Annotated in this window: 8 protein-coding genes; 5 read left to right on the forward strand and 3 right to left on the reverse strand. The window is 43.5% G+C overall.

Annotation, left to right across the window (positions count from 1 at the left end):
* Positions 1-175 precede the first annotated feature (175 nt).
* Both coq7 and CXF62_RS11225 read right to left on the reverse strand, forming a co-directional pair.
* Complete coding sequence (gene coq7, locus CXF62_RS11220) at positions 176-820, reverse strand: 2-polyprenyl-3-methyl-6-methoxy-1,4-benzoquinone monooxygenase (RefSeq protein WP_102094419.1); 645 nt, start codon at positions 818-820, stop codon at positions 176-178.
* Between the two features lie 228 nt (positions 821-1,048).
* Positions 1,049-2,380, reverse strand: a complete 1,332-nt coding sequence (locus CXF62_RS11225) for an MFS transporter (protein ID WP_102094420.1) — start codon at positions 2,378-2,380, stop codon at positions 1,049-1,051.
* 483 nt (positions 2,381-2,863) lie between these two features.
* On the opposite strand from CXF62_RS11225, the gene CXF62_RS11230 reads away from it, so the two are divergent.
* Together CXF62_RS11230 and CXF62_RS11235 are read left to right on the forward strand one after the other, a co-directional pair.
* On the forward strand, positions 2,864-6,424 hold the full coding sequence (locus CXF62_RS11230; RefSeq protein ID WP_102094421.1) for a BamA/TamA family outer membrane protein: 3,561 nt from the start codon (positions 2,864-2,866) through the stop codon (positions 6,422-6,424).
* A gap of 102 nt (positions 6,425-6,526) precedes the next feature.
* The gene (locus CXF62_RS11235) at positions 6,527-11,521 is read left to right on the forward strand and encodes a translocation/assembly module TamB domain-containing protein (protein WP_102094422.1); all 4,995 of its coding nucleotides are present in this window, start codon (positions 6,527-6,529) and stop codon (positions 11,519-11,521) included.
* Between the two features lie 151 nt (positions 11,522-11,672).
* Here the strand turns inward: CXF62_RS11235 and hemP are convergent, their stop codons facing one another.
* Positions 11,673-11,831, reverse strand: coding sequence for a hemin uptake protein HemP (gene hemP / locus CXF62_RS11240; protein ID WP_227672156.1), 159 nt, complete (start codon positions 11,829-11,831; stop codon positions 11,673-11,675).
* A gap of 299 nt (positions 11,832-12,130) precedes the next feature.
* On the opposite strand from hemP, the gene CXF62_RS11245 reads away from it, so the two are divergent.
* The 3 genes from CXF62_RS11245 to CXF62_RS11255 all read left to right on the forward strand — a co-directional run bounded on the left by CXF62_RS11245 (position 12,131) and on the right by CXF62_RS11255 (position 16,749).
* The gene (locus tag CXF62_RS11245; RefSeq protein ID WP_102094423.1) at positions 12,131-13,267 is read left to right on the forward strand and encodes an NUDIX domain-containing protein; all 1,137 of its coding nucleotides are present in this window, start codon (positions 12,131-12,133) and stop codon (positions 13,265-13,267) included.
* A gap of 449 nt (positions 13,268-13,716) precedes the next feature.
* Complete coding sequence (locus CXF62_RS11250) at positions 13,717-14,949, forward strand: lipocalin family protein (protein ID WP_102094424.1); 1,233 nt, start codon at positions 13,717-13,719, stop codon at positions 14,947-14,949.
* A gap of 357 nt (positions 14,950-15,306) precedes the next feature.
* Complete coding sequence (locus CXF62_RS11255) at positions 15,307-16,749, forward strand: glyceraldehyde-3-phosphate dehydrogenase (RefSeq protein ID WP_102094425.1); 1,443 nt, start codon at positions 15,307-15,309, stop codon at positions 16,747-16,749.
* Positions 16,750-17,022 lie beyond the last annotated feature (273 nt).

Below are 17,022 nucleotides of genomic sequence, written 5' to 3' on the forward strand. Positions count from 1 at the left end.
TTGCTGCAAAATCGTACAAATTTTTAATACCGTAGCAAATTAAGCTTTACGCTATCTGTGGTAGGATTGTTAATCGCTAGAATTAAGCAAACCTACGTAAATCTGTGCAGCTATTAATTAGTAAGAAAATCGACAACAGCAACTAACCACAGTACCTGTAGCCATAAGTGATAAGCTATAAGTGATAAGCGGTATCTTTCATGCGATTTGCCATCCATCGCATGGTCCGACGTACTGCCGGAGAAAGGGCAGCGCCGCCACTTGCAAGTGCTAGCTCGCGATGATGCAGCTCCTCTTTATCCATTTGTGCCAGTATTTCTTTTGAGCGCTGATCATGTTCAGGTAGCTGCTTGATATGATCCTGTAGATGCTCGCTGACCTGCGCTTCTGTCTCCGCTACAAACCCTAGACTAAACTCATTTGAGATCGCGCCTGCGACTGCACCAAGTCCAAAAGACATACCGTACCAAAGCGGCGTAAATACGCTGGCATGGCTACCAAGTTCGCTTAGACGAGTCTCGCACCAGACCAAATGATCGACTTCTTCTTCGGCGGATTGTTGCATGGCTTGTTTGACACCATTATCTTTCGCGGCAAACGCTTGGCCATGGTATAGACCTTGCGCACATACTTCACCGGTATGATTGATACGCATAAGACCTGAGACGTGCCGCGCTTCTGTGATGGTCAGCTCAGGAATCTCATCGCTACTGACGGGCAACGGACGCGTGCTTGGATTGGAATGGGGCACGACAGCTCGTAATGCCTTATCGACCCCAAGTAACAACTGGTCAATTTTAGATAAAGGACGCAGGGTCATAATTCACTCCTGATGGTGTTAAAAACTGTCAATAAAATAAAGTATGTTACCGTCTAAAAGCAACGGCATGATGCGTATTACTATAACAAACAATCCAAATTATCGGCTCGAATATTACTGTCTAGGTAGCCCATAAATAATCTATAGATAGTTCATAGGTTGCTATAGCGATAAGAGCAACGAAGTCATCAGCGCAACATTAGACTGTATCTATGGAACTGAACTTATTTACGGCGCTATACCATCGTTGGTTTGGATAACGGCATGCTTAATATGCTTATTGAGTTTAATATATAAGAACGCACCAAACACAATATTTAATAGCCCTGTTACCAAGAATAGCTGCGGTAGCGTAAACCCTAAAACATTTAAAATAACAATCGCAAAAATCGCTGATGTAACCATAAATATCGCATTAAAAATATTATTCGCACCGACAATACGTGCTCGATGGCTCTTAGGTGCGTAGGCTTGCATAGAAGCATATAGCGGTACGATATACAAACCACCGCTGAACCCTAATAAGAACAAATCTGCAAACACCCGCCAGCTACCACTTATATTAAACAAATCACCGATGCCAAGTAATGTGTCATTATTCACATTTATATCTAAACCTGAAAGTGAAAAATACAAATCAATAGCAAAGATACTTAATCCAGCAATACCAAAAGGCAATAAACGCAAGCTGACTTTATTTCTGGTCAATGTTTTGCACAGCACCGAACCGATCGACACGCCAACAGAAAACAATGTGAGTAAGAAAATAACAACTGACTCATCACCAAGCAAAATCACCTTGCTGAACTCTGGCACTTGGGTCAAAAACGTCGCCCCATAAAACCAAAACCAGCTGTTACCAAGAATGATAAAGAACAAAAAAGGCAAGGAGTATAAGTAACGTACAGTGGCTAAGCTGGTGGTAATGATATTCCAGTTAATCTTCAGGTCAGGCTGCATCGCTGCCATAGTAGGAATATATCGTGCAGCTAAATATCCTAAAACAGCGACAACCAACACCGTGGCACTAATCCAATACAGGGATTGTGATAGTTGAGTCAAAATACCAGCGACAATCATACCGACCAAAATAGCCAGCGACGTACCCATCTGAAAAAGGCCGTTGGCGCCGACCAGTTCATCTTCTTTCATCGCTTGCGGCAGATAAGCGTATTTAATCGGTCCAAAGAAGGTCGAATGTGTGCCCATCAAAAACAACGCGACAAATAGCAGTGCATACCATTCAAAGACAAAGCCGACTGCGGCAACTGCCATAATGATCAGCTCAAGGAGTTTGATAAACTGCGTGAGCTTTGATTTTTCATACTTATCAGCAATCTGGCCTGCCAAAGCAGAAAACAAAAAGTAGGGCAGGATGAATAGCATAGCGGCCAAGTTATTAAGAATGCTGACCTCTACGCCTAATTTACTGGCGGCAGTATAAGTCAGCACCAGTATGAGCGCCTGCTTAAAAATATTGTCATTGAATGCGCCCAAAAACTGGGTAAAAAACATAGCGCTAAAACGACGGCGCTTGAATAACTGAAACTGGTTGGACATGGACATTCCTACAGATAAATCGCGACTGATAGAGAAAATAGCGGCGCTGAACGACAATTTTTTTATGAGAATAATCGTAAATTTTATTAAAAACTATATCAAGATATAGCATAGGTTTTATCAATATTAAGCCGTATAATAGCAAGGCTTCGGTGAAAATACATGCAGTCAATGCTATGATTCGATATTTAACTAAGTTATGATTTATAAATTTTATGTGATTGCGTTTTAGGGTATAAATAGTAGTGAAAACAAAGGCTACTACCCATTAATGCTATCTATAAGCTAGTAGCCTTTTCTAAGCTAGTAGACCTATAAGGCAGTAGACACAGAGTGCTAAAGCCGACACTATAGATAACCAGTCATAAAATTAAAGTAGTAAACCATTAATTCCAGATAACTGCTATAAGTTTATTCACCGGTCAGACTTAACGATCGTTATCGTTGATAAGATTGTGCCGCGTGAGCTGATAGGACGTAAAGATGATAAAGCAGCCTTCAACTCGAGCATGCAAGGGTCTAATGATGCAGCGTGACACAGCCATAGTCCAAAACGATAGTAATAATCCAAGTACGTATCCAGCAGCACCGCGTAAAAATTTCAGACGTTCGGCATTGTGCACTGCGCTTGCGACCAGTTTGTTCGGTATGGCACCTGCGGCAATGGCAGACACTACCAATAGTGTAAATAATACCGCTATCACCAACTCATCTGCTGCTGACCAAACTGATAGTAATCGAACGCTTAGTAAGCAGAATAACAATAGTCAAGCTGCTAATGATCAAGCGGCTATCAAGCAGTCAGCTACATTGTCCGATGACGATACTCAGCTAGATATGGCTCTAGATGCGCTACGTCTAAAAAAAGCAGTAGAACAAGGCATCATTGATCAGTCAGTATTGGACGACTATAGCGAACAAAGCTTAGGAATTAAAAAACCTAACTCGACAAAGTCAGGATCTAAAAACTCGACGAAGCAAAATGCCAATGCTCAAAACTTATCTTCTCAAAACAATAACTCTCAAGATCTAGAGACTTTCACTGATAGTCCAAGTACTTCATACAATCCAAATAACGCTCAATCAATCGCTTCTAATGATGACCTGTTGCAACAAGCAACTGAGATTCAGCAGCAGGGTTATCAAATGATGACGCCTGAGCAGATCGATCGTGAGCTAGCGGCAATGGATACGCAGAACGCTCAAGATATTGACAGTATCAATATCAGCAATAACGACAGTGATTTTGATGCGCCAATCGCTACGTTAGATGACACAATATCGCCAATTGGTCTCGATGTAGAGCTAGATGCGACAAACTTGCCAGCTCCGAACAATCTTGATACGTTGGGTAGAAATGAAACAACGGAAGAACAGGCGAGCACAGCTGAAGGGATGTCACGTCCGATTGAGGTGAGTGGCGCTGTTAGCAATGAAGATGTCGTTAGTAATGAAGCTACTGTTAAGAATGAAAATGGCCTGACGACTGATGATAGTAGTGATGAGGTGATAGCTGGCACGAATGTGCCTGCAAATGTAAAAGGTACGACAACAGACATTATCAATCCGAATGACTATCTACCAGATTATCAGAATGATACTCAGGCCGTCGATCAAAGTATCGAACAAGCCAATAGACCACGGCCACGCGCGCGTAATAGAGGTAATATCGTGACGCGTCTCTACAATCGTTTTTTTAATGACGGTGGCGTGGTGGCTTTGCCAAATGTAGAAACCACTATTTATCTAGAGCAAGTATCCGCTGAAGATTCTCCTAACGGTAAGGCTCAGTTGATTGAGGCTGACAATGATATTCAGCCGATGAAAAACATCAAAGCAGCACTGGATGACACTTCCGTTCAGTCGGTTATTGACTTTACTGCGGCATTGCCACGTTTGCGCGAAACAGCACAGAATGCTGCTAAAGCCGTGGGTTACTACGAGGTTGAGATGCGTTTGACCCAGCCTGATCGCGATACAGTCAATGTGGTGATTGAAGAGCTAGGCGAGCCGGTACTGGTAGACAGCCGTATTATTGAGATTCGCGGTGAGGGCAGTGAGCAAGAAGAGTTTGCATCGCTTGAGGCAGATTTGCCGCCGCAAGAAGGCGATATTTTTAATCATCGTGTCTATAAGAGCAGTAAAGCGGCTTTAGAGTCCTTGAGCAATACCTACGGCTACTTTGACCAGTATTGGCTGAATAAATCTGTTGATATCATCTTGCCGGACAACAAGGCAGATGTCTCGTTGGTTTATAACACGGGTGATCGTTACGAGTTTGACGATGTGGTGTTTTTTACCTACGACAAAGAAACCAATACGCTGACCCAAGACCCTGACAAGCTACCAGTAGAGCTTTCATTATTACAACAGCTCTATGGCTTTACGCCGGGTGAGCCGTTTTATCGTCCAGCAGTCACGAAGTTCAGTAATGACTTATCGGCAACTCGTTACTTTAATACGATCAACGTCGAGTCGATACTACCACCAACTGATAGTAGTGAAGCTGGTACCTTAGCGTTTGACAATGCTGCTACCGAGGGTAACGACACATTAGATGACGATATTAATAATGTGGACAATGATGGCATTGCAGATCTGAGTAGCAATGATGGCGCAGCTGCCTTAAATGTAACTGCTAGCACAGAAGATACGGTCAATGATAATAGCGACATAGGTGCAGAGAGCGATAATGCTCTGAGTGCTAACAGCGGCGCGACGGTCAATGAAGCGGATATCGCTGCGATTGATTTTGAAGCTGATGAAGCCACCCTTGATAAGCTGCAAGCCATCAGACAAAAAGCAGAACGACTAAGCCGCTTGCCGAATGATCGCGTGCTCGATGAAAAAGATCAGGAAGCCGATAATCTATTGGGAAAAATCAGTGACTCAATCAGTAATGTCGCGCAAAAGATATTCCCTGACGAAAAGAGTCTGATTGCTGACGAAAACTTTGTACCACCAACGCTAGCAGGACGTAAAACGCCGCAAGACGTCGCAGAAAGCAAAAAAGTACCTTTATATGTGTTTGTATACGCGGATAAACCACGTGATGCTCAAGTTGGTCTGGGTTATGGTACAGATACTGGCGTTCGCGCCACTGCAAAAATAGACTACAACTTGCTCAATCGCCAAGGCTATCAAGCAGGTGCAGAAACGGAAGTTTCGAGAATCAGCAAAAACGTGGCTGTGTATGCCAGTCGACCATGGAAGCACCCGCTCAATGATAAGCTAGATGCACGTCTTACTTATGAAGAGGAAGTGATTGACCAAGGTGAAGGCAACTTTGATCTATCAACCACAACGCTAAAAGCGGCTTTGGCACGTAACATTCGTAGTGACACTGGCTGGAATCGCAGCTACTCTGTGCGTTATCGCTTGGATGAGCTTGAGACAGGGGTTGATGGGGCAGCACTAGATGATCTGCCTATCCGCTTTACCTCTTCAAGTCCGAAACAGCGCGCGTTATTATTTGGCTATGGTATGAATAAAACAGATACTGATAACGCTACCAATCCAACGAAGGGCATGCGCCAGTACTACTCAATCGAGGCTGGCACTGATAGCGCATTCAGTGATACTGATATGGCGATTATTCGCGCAGGCGTTAGTGGTATCTATAGCTTTGGCGAAGACAAAAAACATCAAGTATTAGGTAGTGCTAATGCCGGTTATATCTGGGCGGATGATTTTTACGATGTGCCTTATAAATTGCGTTTCTTTGCAGGTGGCGATCAGAGTATCCGCGGTTATGATTACGAGAGCTTGTCACCATTAGATAAAGGCTATCTAACGGGCGGGCAGGTACTAGCGGTCGGTAGTGCTGAGTATAACTATGAATTTAAACCAGGTTTCCGTGGTGCATTCTTTACTGATGTCGGTAATGCTTATGACAAAGATTTTGATACTGAGACAAAAGTCGGCGTTGGTGTCGGTATCCGCTGGGCATCGCCTGTAGGAATGGTGCGCGTCGATGTGGCTGCTGGCGTGACAGAGGAAAGCATTCCTGTACGACTGCACTTCTTTATTGGGTCACCGTTATAATCGCTTAATGTAGTAGTTCCAAATGTTTAGTAGCTCCAAATGTTCTAATCATCACTTATCGTACCGATTGCTGGTCTTCATTTTTTAACGTAGTTGAGTGTCATGCTGACAGAAAATACCCCGCCTAATAATGCTCCAGATGAAGATCCAGCACAGCGTGATGCCCGTGCCGTTAGGCGTTGGTATCCGTTGTCATTTCTGCTCAAACTGCTGGTATTGGTGCTTATCGTACTGGCGATTATGTTTGCCATATTTTTTTATGCGGCAGGGACTGACGCTGGTACGAAGTTTATATTAGAAAAAATCAGTGTTGAAACAGGTATTGATTTCAAATACGGACGCGGTAACTTGCGCGATGGCATTTGGGTCACTGATATCGATATTGAAGCGACTGAAGATCTTGAGATATTGGTAGATAAGGCCTATGTAAAAATAGGCTGGCGTGCAGTATTTGCAAAAGAAGTGCATTTAAGCGATGCAGACATCCAGACCATAGAGATTATCAATAAGAAACCGCCTACTGGTGAACCGTTCGATTATAAAACCTTAAAGTTGCCAGTAAATTTGCGTTTTGATCAAGCAAAAATTAAGAAAGTCACCTATAAGCAAGTAACCAAAGATCCTATCGTTATTCAAGATATTACGGCACGTGATCTAACGTGGGTGGGTAGTACGGTGACCGTTGGCCGTGGTGACTTGCAGTACGCTGATATCGTGAAAGTCAGTGCCTTACAAGGAGAGATCGACCTACAGGGCGACTATCCACTAGATTTGAGTGCGATTGCGGAAGTCAGCGCCCTTGAAAAAGCCTATATCGACCCATTGAATATCTCTGCAACGGGAACGCTTAAACGTACTGTCGGTAAAGTACGCAGTCGTTATAACGATAGCGATGTGAGAGGCGACTTTGTAGTACAGGGGTTGGATGCGGGTGCGCCGTTCGATGCAAAACTACAGTGGGATGATATTCTTATCCCTTACGCCGATAGCCAAAACATTCGCCTACAAAGCGGTACAGCCACAGCTTCTGGTGTCATCTCTGAGATACGATTGCGTATCAATACTGAATTGACAGCCAAAGACATTCCATCAGGTCATTATCAAGGCCGCGCCGTTATTGCCAATAGTCAGCTACGTATAGATCGCCTAGATGCTGACGTGCCAGCGGGACGTTTGGCATTACAAGGTATCTTAGATTGGAAAGACAGCTTTGAGGCCACAGTGCGTGCGACGGGTAGTAATTTTAATATTCGCCAAGCTATTCCGGCTGAGTATGCTGACTTTAAAGCTTATGCGCCGCAAACCCTTAACGGTAGACTGTCACTGCGTTATCAGCAGCAGAATGCCACTGGTAATACGCAGATCGATGCAGATTTACGTCAGCGTGATGGTGAGCATATCAATGCCAATATGGTCCGTGGTAAAACCTCTGCTAAATCTAAGCAGGTTGCGCCTTGGTATATTGATGCTAACTGGAAAAATCTAACCCGCCGTAACGTACCCAATATTGGCAATATCGACAGTCCTAGTGGACAGGCAGACGTCATCGTTCGTGGTTCAACCCTATCAGTCGATGCCAATGCCGTTATCAATGAGCTAAATGCTGCCCCCAAGGGCAACTATGATTTACGTATACGTAAGGCTGGTGATGTCATAGATATAAATCGTCTTAATTATAACGGCATAGTAGGAGACTTATCCGGCACAGGACAGATTCAGTTGGCGAGCAACCAGCGTCCACTGACATGGCAGATTGACGCCAGTACCAAAGGTTTACTTCCTAAGAAATATCGTAGCGATTTACCGCTTGAGCGCCTAACAGGTAGTATAAGTGCGCGTGGTCGACTGCTAAATATCACTAAAAACGGCGTCAGCGGACAGCGTCACGTGATTACTTTAAACAATACCGATATGCAAGCGCAGCTCGATGCGACGCAAGCAGATCGTGCTATCGGTATTACCGGTGCTGGTGATGCCAGTGTTGATATCGTAGGTGGTGAGCTGTCAGTCTTTGATGCGCGTTTTGATGGTCGGATTGATACAGCAGATGTACCACAAGGTCGTCTATCTATCGATGCTGCGGGTACGCCAAAGCTGATTAGTATTCGTAAGCTGAACTATAAAGGTGAAGCGGGCGCAGTTGATGCGAAAGGTGTTATCGACTTACGTAAAAATATCGGCTGGAATATAGATGGTCGTTTTGACCAGTTCAACTTGGGTTATTTTTTACCCAATAATCCAGCGATAATCACAGGCGATCTAAAGACCAGTGGCGAATGGCAAAATGCGCCAAAAAACAGCAAAAACACCGCAGGCACATTGCAGCGCTTTGCCGTAAATTTCAACGGCATATTAGATGCCGAGCAATTGCCAGCAGGTAAGCTAAATATAGAAGCCAGTGGTGACAGTCAGTTGATCCGTATCAACCGTTTCCGTCATGTGGGTGCGGCAGGTAGTATCGATGCCAGCGGTACCGTTGATGTGCGTCAAGGCGTTGCATGGGATATCAACGCGGTGATGGATCGTTTTAACATTGGCTACTTCCTAAAAGATACTCCAAGCCTTATCACTGGTACGATTGATACAGATGGCCGCTGGAGTGACACGCAGCAGATTGTCAATATTAAACAAGTTAATCTAAATGGCATGCTAAAAGGGCAGCAACTGAGTGCCAAAGGCAGCCTATCAGCGAAAATGCGTTTGCCTAAAGATTTAGCAAGTTACTTCAAGCAACTTCAGACCCAAGATGCCCAAGCACAGTATAAGCAAGTAAATGCTTTGATTGATAGCTTAAATGCTAATAATCTGGTGCTGCGTTGGGGTGATAATTACGTCACGGCTAACGGCAATGCCAAACAGCTACAAACCAAAATTAATATCACCAGTCTAGATCAGCTGTCTAACCAACTGGCTGGTAAAGTCACTGGCGGTGCCACGCTGTCTCAACCATCTGGTCAAGCACTGCCTACTATTTATATTGATCTGGTCGGTGAGCGACTTGCGCTACCTGGCTTTATATTGCGTCAAGGCCGTGTACGCGGCAAGCTGGTTAACTTAGCCAATAGCCCAAGCCAGTTAATCGTAACGGCTGAAGGTCTAGATGCTGCTGGTCAAAGTTTCGATAGTGTCAAAGCGTCTTTTAATGGTACCGAAAAGTCTCATGTGGTCGATCTAAATGTGGCCAATAAGCAACTCGATGTCGGCGCTAGGCTAAAAGGTGGTTTTGATCGAGATAGGCTAAGTTGGTCAGGTGTCATTGGAAAAGGCCGCATTAGATCTAAATATGCGACTTTGAATCAGTTGCAACCTGCACAGCTGATTGTGAATTTACCTTACAATCAAGGTGGTGAAAACCGTGATCTAAAAGTACAGCTTGCCGCTCATTGCTGGCAGGCCACGGATCAAACTGGCAAGCTCTGTCTACGTGAAAAACTAGTAGCATCGCCGGACCAAGGCGAAGTCAATGTAGCGTTACAGAATTTAGATACGTCGTTATTCTCAGTGTTCTTACCAGAAGATATTGACTGGAATGGTAAGATTAATGGTAAAGCAATCGTCGGATGGCAACGTGGTCGTCCGCCAACCATTAATACCACGTTATACTCAGACAATGGCAAGATTGGCCTCGCTCAAGATGGCGAAAGCACATCAATGACTTTGCCATACAAGCGTGTGTCTCTCATTGCTCTGTCTGTGCCTGAGGGTATCAAGCTGCGTACCGATATCAATACTGGACGCGGGGCACGTGGTTATGCTGAAGTGATCGTTGATCCTTATAAAGACCCTAAACCAATCTCTGGCGCATTGGTGCTGAACGAGCTTGATCTTGCGATATTTAAGCCTTTCTTCCCCGGTATGCGCGTCCTAAGAGGTAATGTCACAATGGCGGGTGGCCTAGGCGGCACCTTAACCAAACCACAGTTCTATGGCGATGTAAAACTCTCTGACGGCCGTATAGCGATGCTTGATTTGCCAGTGAATCTGTCTAAAGTAAATGTGGCAGCCAAAATCCGCGGTACACAAGCAACCATTGATGGCACATTTAATAGTGGTACAGGTGAAGGCGAACTATCAGGGACAGTCAACTGGCAACAAAAACTGCAAGCCAAGTTGAGTATCGTCGGTGAAGGCCTAGTCATTACTCAGCCGCCATTACTGGTTGCTGAAATCGATCCTGATATCGATATTATCGTGCGTCCAGGCGACCGTTATGTTGATATAAAAGGGGCGATCAGTGTGCCGTCTGCGACCATTCGTCCGCCTGAAGCCAGCGAAGATATCATTACTCAAACTGAAGATGCAGTCGTCCTAGATCGTCGTTTGATTGGTAATATCGATGAAGTACTGGCTATCTCAAAACCTTGGTCAATCAATGCGGATATCGGTGTTGATTTGGGCGATGATATCAATTTCCGTGGTTTTGGCGCCGTCATTCCATTGGCAGGGGCGATTAATGTTACTCAGAATGGCACAGGTATCATGCGTGCTAGAGGTGTTGTGCAGGTCTCACGCCGTACCAATATCAATGCCTTTGGCCAAAGCCTAGAGCTGAATTATGGTCAAGTGCGTTTCAATGGCGATGTGATGAAACCGAGTCTGAGTATTGAAGCGGCCAAAACAATTAATGGCAAAACAGTTGGTCTGCGTGTCAAAGGAACGACTGAAAGCCCCAATATTATCGTCTTCAACAATGCAGGACTGACCCAGCAACAAGCCATGAATGCATTGGTGACAGGCCGCATCGATAATAAGAGCGCGACGCAAATCAGTGAGCAAGGGTTCAAATCGCAAGTGACCAATAATCTGGCTGCCGCTGGATTGAGCTTTGGTCTGAGTGGCACTCGTAGCCTGACCAATCAAATCGGACAAGCGTTTGGTTTGCAGAGTCTGACAGTCGATGCTTCAGGTAGTAGCGAGGACACCAATGTCAACGTCACAGGTTACGTTACCCCTGATTTGTACATTCGCTATGGCGTGGGTGTTTTCAACGCGCAAAACAGCCTTTCTGTTCGTTATCAATTGACGCGCCGCATCTATGTAGAAGCGAGCTCAGCAGCGGAGAATGCAGTAGATGTGGTCTATAGTTGGCAGTTCTAAATTGTTTATTAATAAGACGACTGCTTTTTAATTGATGTCAGCTGAGAGCGCTTTTGAAATTGTTTTTAAGTTGTATAACCTATAAAAAAACGCCTCATAATGAAGGCGTTTTTTTATAGAGGTATTGAGAAAGGTGTCACTGAAATAGACGTTACTTGGTTAGAATCAAGCGATTGTTGCGAGTTAGGCGTAGTCGATACTCTTCGCCTTCATGCTCGATACGTACCTCTTTGGTTAGTGCAAATAGATGTTGTGATTGCAAAGTAGGTAGACGGTTTTCACGACAGTTTAAATAACGAGAGATGACCATGCTCATAGTAAATTCCTTTTGAAAAAAAGTGGCTTAAAAAATTGGCTAACCATAGCGTAATTGTTTTTAACGATAATAATTATCATTTAGATTTGATGAATTTGCAAGGCAATTGATAAAATAAAATGCAGTTATTATGTAAACTTATCTAAGTTTACTGTCATAAAATATCTCAGTTGAATATTTTATCTATATAAATTAATAAGTTAGGTAATAAATTTAAATAAATCATCTAGCCTATAAAAACTATTAAATTATCAAAAATAATCAGAGTAAATACCGAAATAAAGGATATAAGTATGTTGAACGGGTCAAATCAACAATCAGAGACGAAGCCGGAAAGTAAGACAAATAGTAAGACGAAAACTGACAAACCTAGCATTGTAAATGTTGCAGTGGCTGTCATTCATTATAAAGATCAGTATTTACTTGGGTTTCGAGATGCTACTCAGCATCAAGGAAATCGTTACGAGTTTGTCGGTGGAAAGATAGAAGCAGATGAGTCAGCAGCGCAGGCGTTGATAAGAGAGGTGGCTGAAGAGACGGGTATCCTGATTGATAATAATACTATCGTTAAGCTTGGGCGTTTGCATCATGATTATGGCGACAAGCAGGTCAGCTTACAGGTTTATAAGATTGAGCTGACAGCAGAGCAGTACGAGCAGCATAGACACTGTGAACAAGGTTTAGAAGGGCAGGCACTGACTTGGGTAAGCAAATCACAGCTTTTGGCAGGAGAGTATCATCTGCCCGCTGCTAATAAGACAATCCTTGAATGGTTGAAACTCCCATCGAAGATAGCGATTACTTATCCTCTAGCACATTTCGGCACACACACTGATGCAGCGGCAGCATGGCTACAGCATCATCAAGAAAAGTTAGCATCAGAGTCATGGGTGTATATCCGCTTGAAGGACGCAAAATCTGAGCATCTTGCTGAGCAACTGATGACGGTACGCCCAGATATTTTAGCGATTTTACCTAGTGATAATGAGCAGCCTTTAAATGGGCAAGGCTCACTAACCGCTAATGAGACAAAGATTGGCCAGCGAATAGTTGCCAAGCATCTGACACAAACGACACTGATGCAGTGCTTTGATAAGGATGGCAGTTCTACAGCTCTTATACAGTCGTTATCTAAAGACCATCCGCTTATCGTCAGCTGTCATGACATCGCGAGCATAACGGCAGCCAATCAACTTGCCAGCATGCGCATACAGAATGCATTGCCACCAGTGATTGGTACTTTCGTATCGCCTGTGCTCGCCACCCAAACGCATCCTGATGACACACCGCTTGGCTGGGAAGCATGGTCAGCGTTGGCAGAGTTAGCTGATATGCCTGTCATTGGGTTAGGTGGTTTGGAGCCTGCAATGCTCAATCAAGCATTACAGTATGGTGGTATCAGTGTGGCAGGTATCCGTCAGTTTATATAATCCGCATGACTCGAGAAAGCTATCTACAATCTATAGTTCCATTTGCCTGAATGTGACCCGTATTAAACTTGCGTATTAAGCTTAGTAAGTTCAAATAACTGATTTTTAACTTAGTTGTCCAGCAAGTAACTGTGTGGTTATGATGTGTTCAAACAACACTCAAACCTCATAGTTACTTACAAACCGTTGCGTTTTCCTACATTGCACTACTGTTTTAATAGTCCAGTTGTCCTTAATATATATTGCATATCTACGATACGTTGATCTTATTTCTATAGACGAGTGACTGACCAAAAGTGATGCTCAAAATACAATAATAAAAAAGCTTTTGTAGAGTCAAGTTTTGCACGAATAATTTATACCAAAGCAAATGGCTTTTAGAAAACGAGACCAAATAGATGCCGTACATAAAGCGTTTTTAACAATCACTATTTAAGAATGGTACTCCTATGAAAACCAATAAGTTACCTGAATCAGCATGGACTGATTCACAGGCAGCTGGTTCTCAACTTCAGCAGCCTAAGCAATCGCTCAATGACAATGAATATGGCGACGACACGCAACAGACAAAACAAGCGAGTAACGATGCTAGCTATAATCACGATAGCTCGAATGGCGAATATTCGCACCATCTGGCAAAAGACACGTCTTCGCAAGACAGCTATTTTGGATACAAAAGCGCCGACAAAAGCCTTAGGGCAAAAGAGTCAGCTATGAGTAACAATGAGATAAGCAAAGATCTAAAAAATAGCAATGAGGACAATCATGACGTGGCTAGTGGCTACAAATCATCTGGCTATAAGTCAGCGCAAAATAAGCAGCCACAAAAGCTAAATGAAGATGAGCCATTAATATCAGGACTGTTAGAGGATCAAATAGATAATCTAAACAGTAGTTCTGAACACGCCATCGACGCTGAGCCAATCGGTGATACATCAACAAATAATTCATCCTACAAAGAAATACCGGAGCGCATATTTATGAATGGACTGATCAAACATACAGGCATTGCCTTAGCAATTATTATACCGTTAGCAGCGTTCTCAGCCTATGCGGCCACGCCGCCAATGAACTCGGCAACTAACAACGTAGTAACCAATGGAATGTCTGATGATGCGATGAGTGAGAAGACTACAACCGATATGCTATCGGTTCAGCCAAGTGATATTATTCATAAATCTGCAAGCACACCAACTACTGTAGATAGCGTAGATCTGAACACTTATGCAGGTACTTGGTATGAGATTGGCCGTTTGCCGATGTATTTCCAGCGCAAGTGTGCTGGTGATGTCACCGCCAACTATGCACAAAAAGATGACGGCTCGGGAATCACGGTTACTAATAAGTGTGTGAGCGAGGATGGTTCAGGCATTGTGGCAGAAGGTTTGGCTAAGCCAGTCGATGAAAGCGGCAGCAAACTAAAAGTGACGTTTTTACCGAAGTGGATTCGCTGGATTCCAGTCGGCCGTGCTGATTATTGGGTGTTGGCACGTGATGCAGAGTATAAAACTGCGCTAGTAGGGACACCTGATAAAAAATACTTATGGCTACTAGCACGCTCGCCAAATATCAGTCGGGAAACGTATACCAAATATCGTCAAATTGCTCAGCAGCAAGGTTATGACTTAAAAGAGTTTACATTGACGTCGCAGAGTAACCAAACGGTGAATCTAGCACCATAGGTGTTATAACTAAATTTACTGCTGTGGTTAATTAAGCCCTATAGCAATTATTATTTCATTACGTCTCGAATAAGGCAGCATATATAGCTGCCTTTATTTTTATTATTAGCTGTATATGAGAAGTATATATAAGAGCTATATACGAGAATGAAACCTATTATGCACGCTAGCTAATCGGTTACTACTGGCAAAATGAGGCGTTTTAGGCTAAAATCTAGGCGATTCAAATACTCTAGCGTCAATAACCCATATTGATAGTGGTTGATTATCATATTAGAGTCGCCATTTAGAGCATACACGACCTATCTATTTTACACTTCTTCATATTTTATTGATCATATATTACTGACCATAAGGATGTTTCTCGTGAGCAACGCTGATACCTTACGCCAATTACATCAAGACCACTTGAACAACTACAACAATCAAGAGCAACAAGCGATTGAGCTTATGGGGCTACTAAACAAGCTCTATAACAAGCAAGACGTACAAGTGACTTTGTTTGGCGAAACGCTAGACTCTACCTCAGTTGGTCAAATACTTGCTTTACATCAAAAAGTAGCGCTACGCGACCATGGCGCCAAAGCTATCGATATCGCTGATACTCTAGCGATGGTAAAAGTTATCTCAGAAAACACTGATATCCAAGCCACTCGTATCGATGTTGGTCAATTGATTGCTAATGATACTGACTTACAAACCGCTCTACAGTCTATCAACAACTCTGGTGCTGTAAATGGCGCGACGGACGTTGTACTGTATGGTTTTGGCCGTATTGGTCGTATCTTGACTCGTCTGCTCTTGTCACAAGCGTCAAGCGCAAAAGGTCTACAACTAAAAGCAATCGTTGTACGTCCAGCCGCTGCTGGTGACTTGGCTAAGCGTATCTCATTGCTTGAGCGTGACTCAATCCATGGTAGATTCTTAGGCGGCATCAGCATCGATGATGATAATAACGGCATGATCGTTAATGGTCGTTTTGTACAAGTTATTTATGCCAAAGACCCAAGCGAAATCGACTATACTGCTTATGGTATCGATAACGCTCTTGTTATCGATAACACGGGTATTTGGAAAGACGAAGCAGGCCTTGGTAAGCACTTACAGTCTACTGGCGTGAAAAAAGTACTACTAACCGCACCTGCTGGCGGCGATATCAAAAATGTCGTTTATGGCGTGAACAATGACACCGTTGGTGACGATACGATTGTTAGTGCTGCTAGCTGTACGACCAATGCGATTACGCCAACGTTGAATGTACTGAACGATGAGTACGGTATTGTAAATGGTCATGTAGAGACTATTCACTCATTTACCAATGATCAGAACTTAGTTGATAACTACCATAAAGCAGACCGCCGTGGTCGTAGTGCTGTGATGAACATGGTTATCACTAGTACTGGCGCTGCAAAAGCTGTTGGTAAAGCATTGCCAGAATTAAATGGTAAGCTAACGGGTAACGCTATTCGTGTACCAACACCAAACGTCAGCTTAGCTATCTTGAACGTGAATCTAAAAACTGCTCCAGCAAGCGCTGATGCATTAAATGAGTTCTTGCGTAAAATGGCTAACAGCAGCACTTGGCAGTCGCAGATTGCTTATACAGATTCTACAGAAGCGGTATCAACGGATTTCGTTGGTACGACTCATGTTGGTATTATCGATGCTCAAGCCACTATTTTGACTGACAACCAAGCTATCGTATATGTTTGGTATGACAACGAAGTTGGTTATAGTACTCAGGTATTGCGTTTGGCGACGCAAATGGCCGGAATCAGCTACGCTCAGATTCCAGCATAGGTTACTAAATACAGTAGAGCAATAACGTCATACCAAGTATAGTAGCGCTATAGTGTCATAAGAATGGCGCTGTAGCAGATGCTACTTTAAATAGCTTGGTAGGACTTTAACTGTCATACTTAAACACCCGATAGTCCGATTGATTATCGGGTGTTATTGTCATAATGGGCACTAAGTAAAATTAGTATTTATACAGTGTTCATTTTGACGCAACAACATAGCAAAACCCCAAAATACAACCGTTGGTTGTAACCAGTTTATAGACTGGATTGT

It is taken from the genome of Psychrobacter sp. MES7-P7E, assembly GCF_002863645.1.
GTDB lineage: Bacteria > Pseudomonadota > Gammaproteobacteria > Pseudomonadales > Moraxellaceae > Psychrobacter.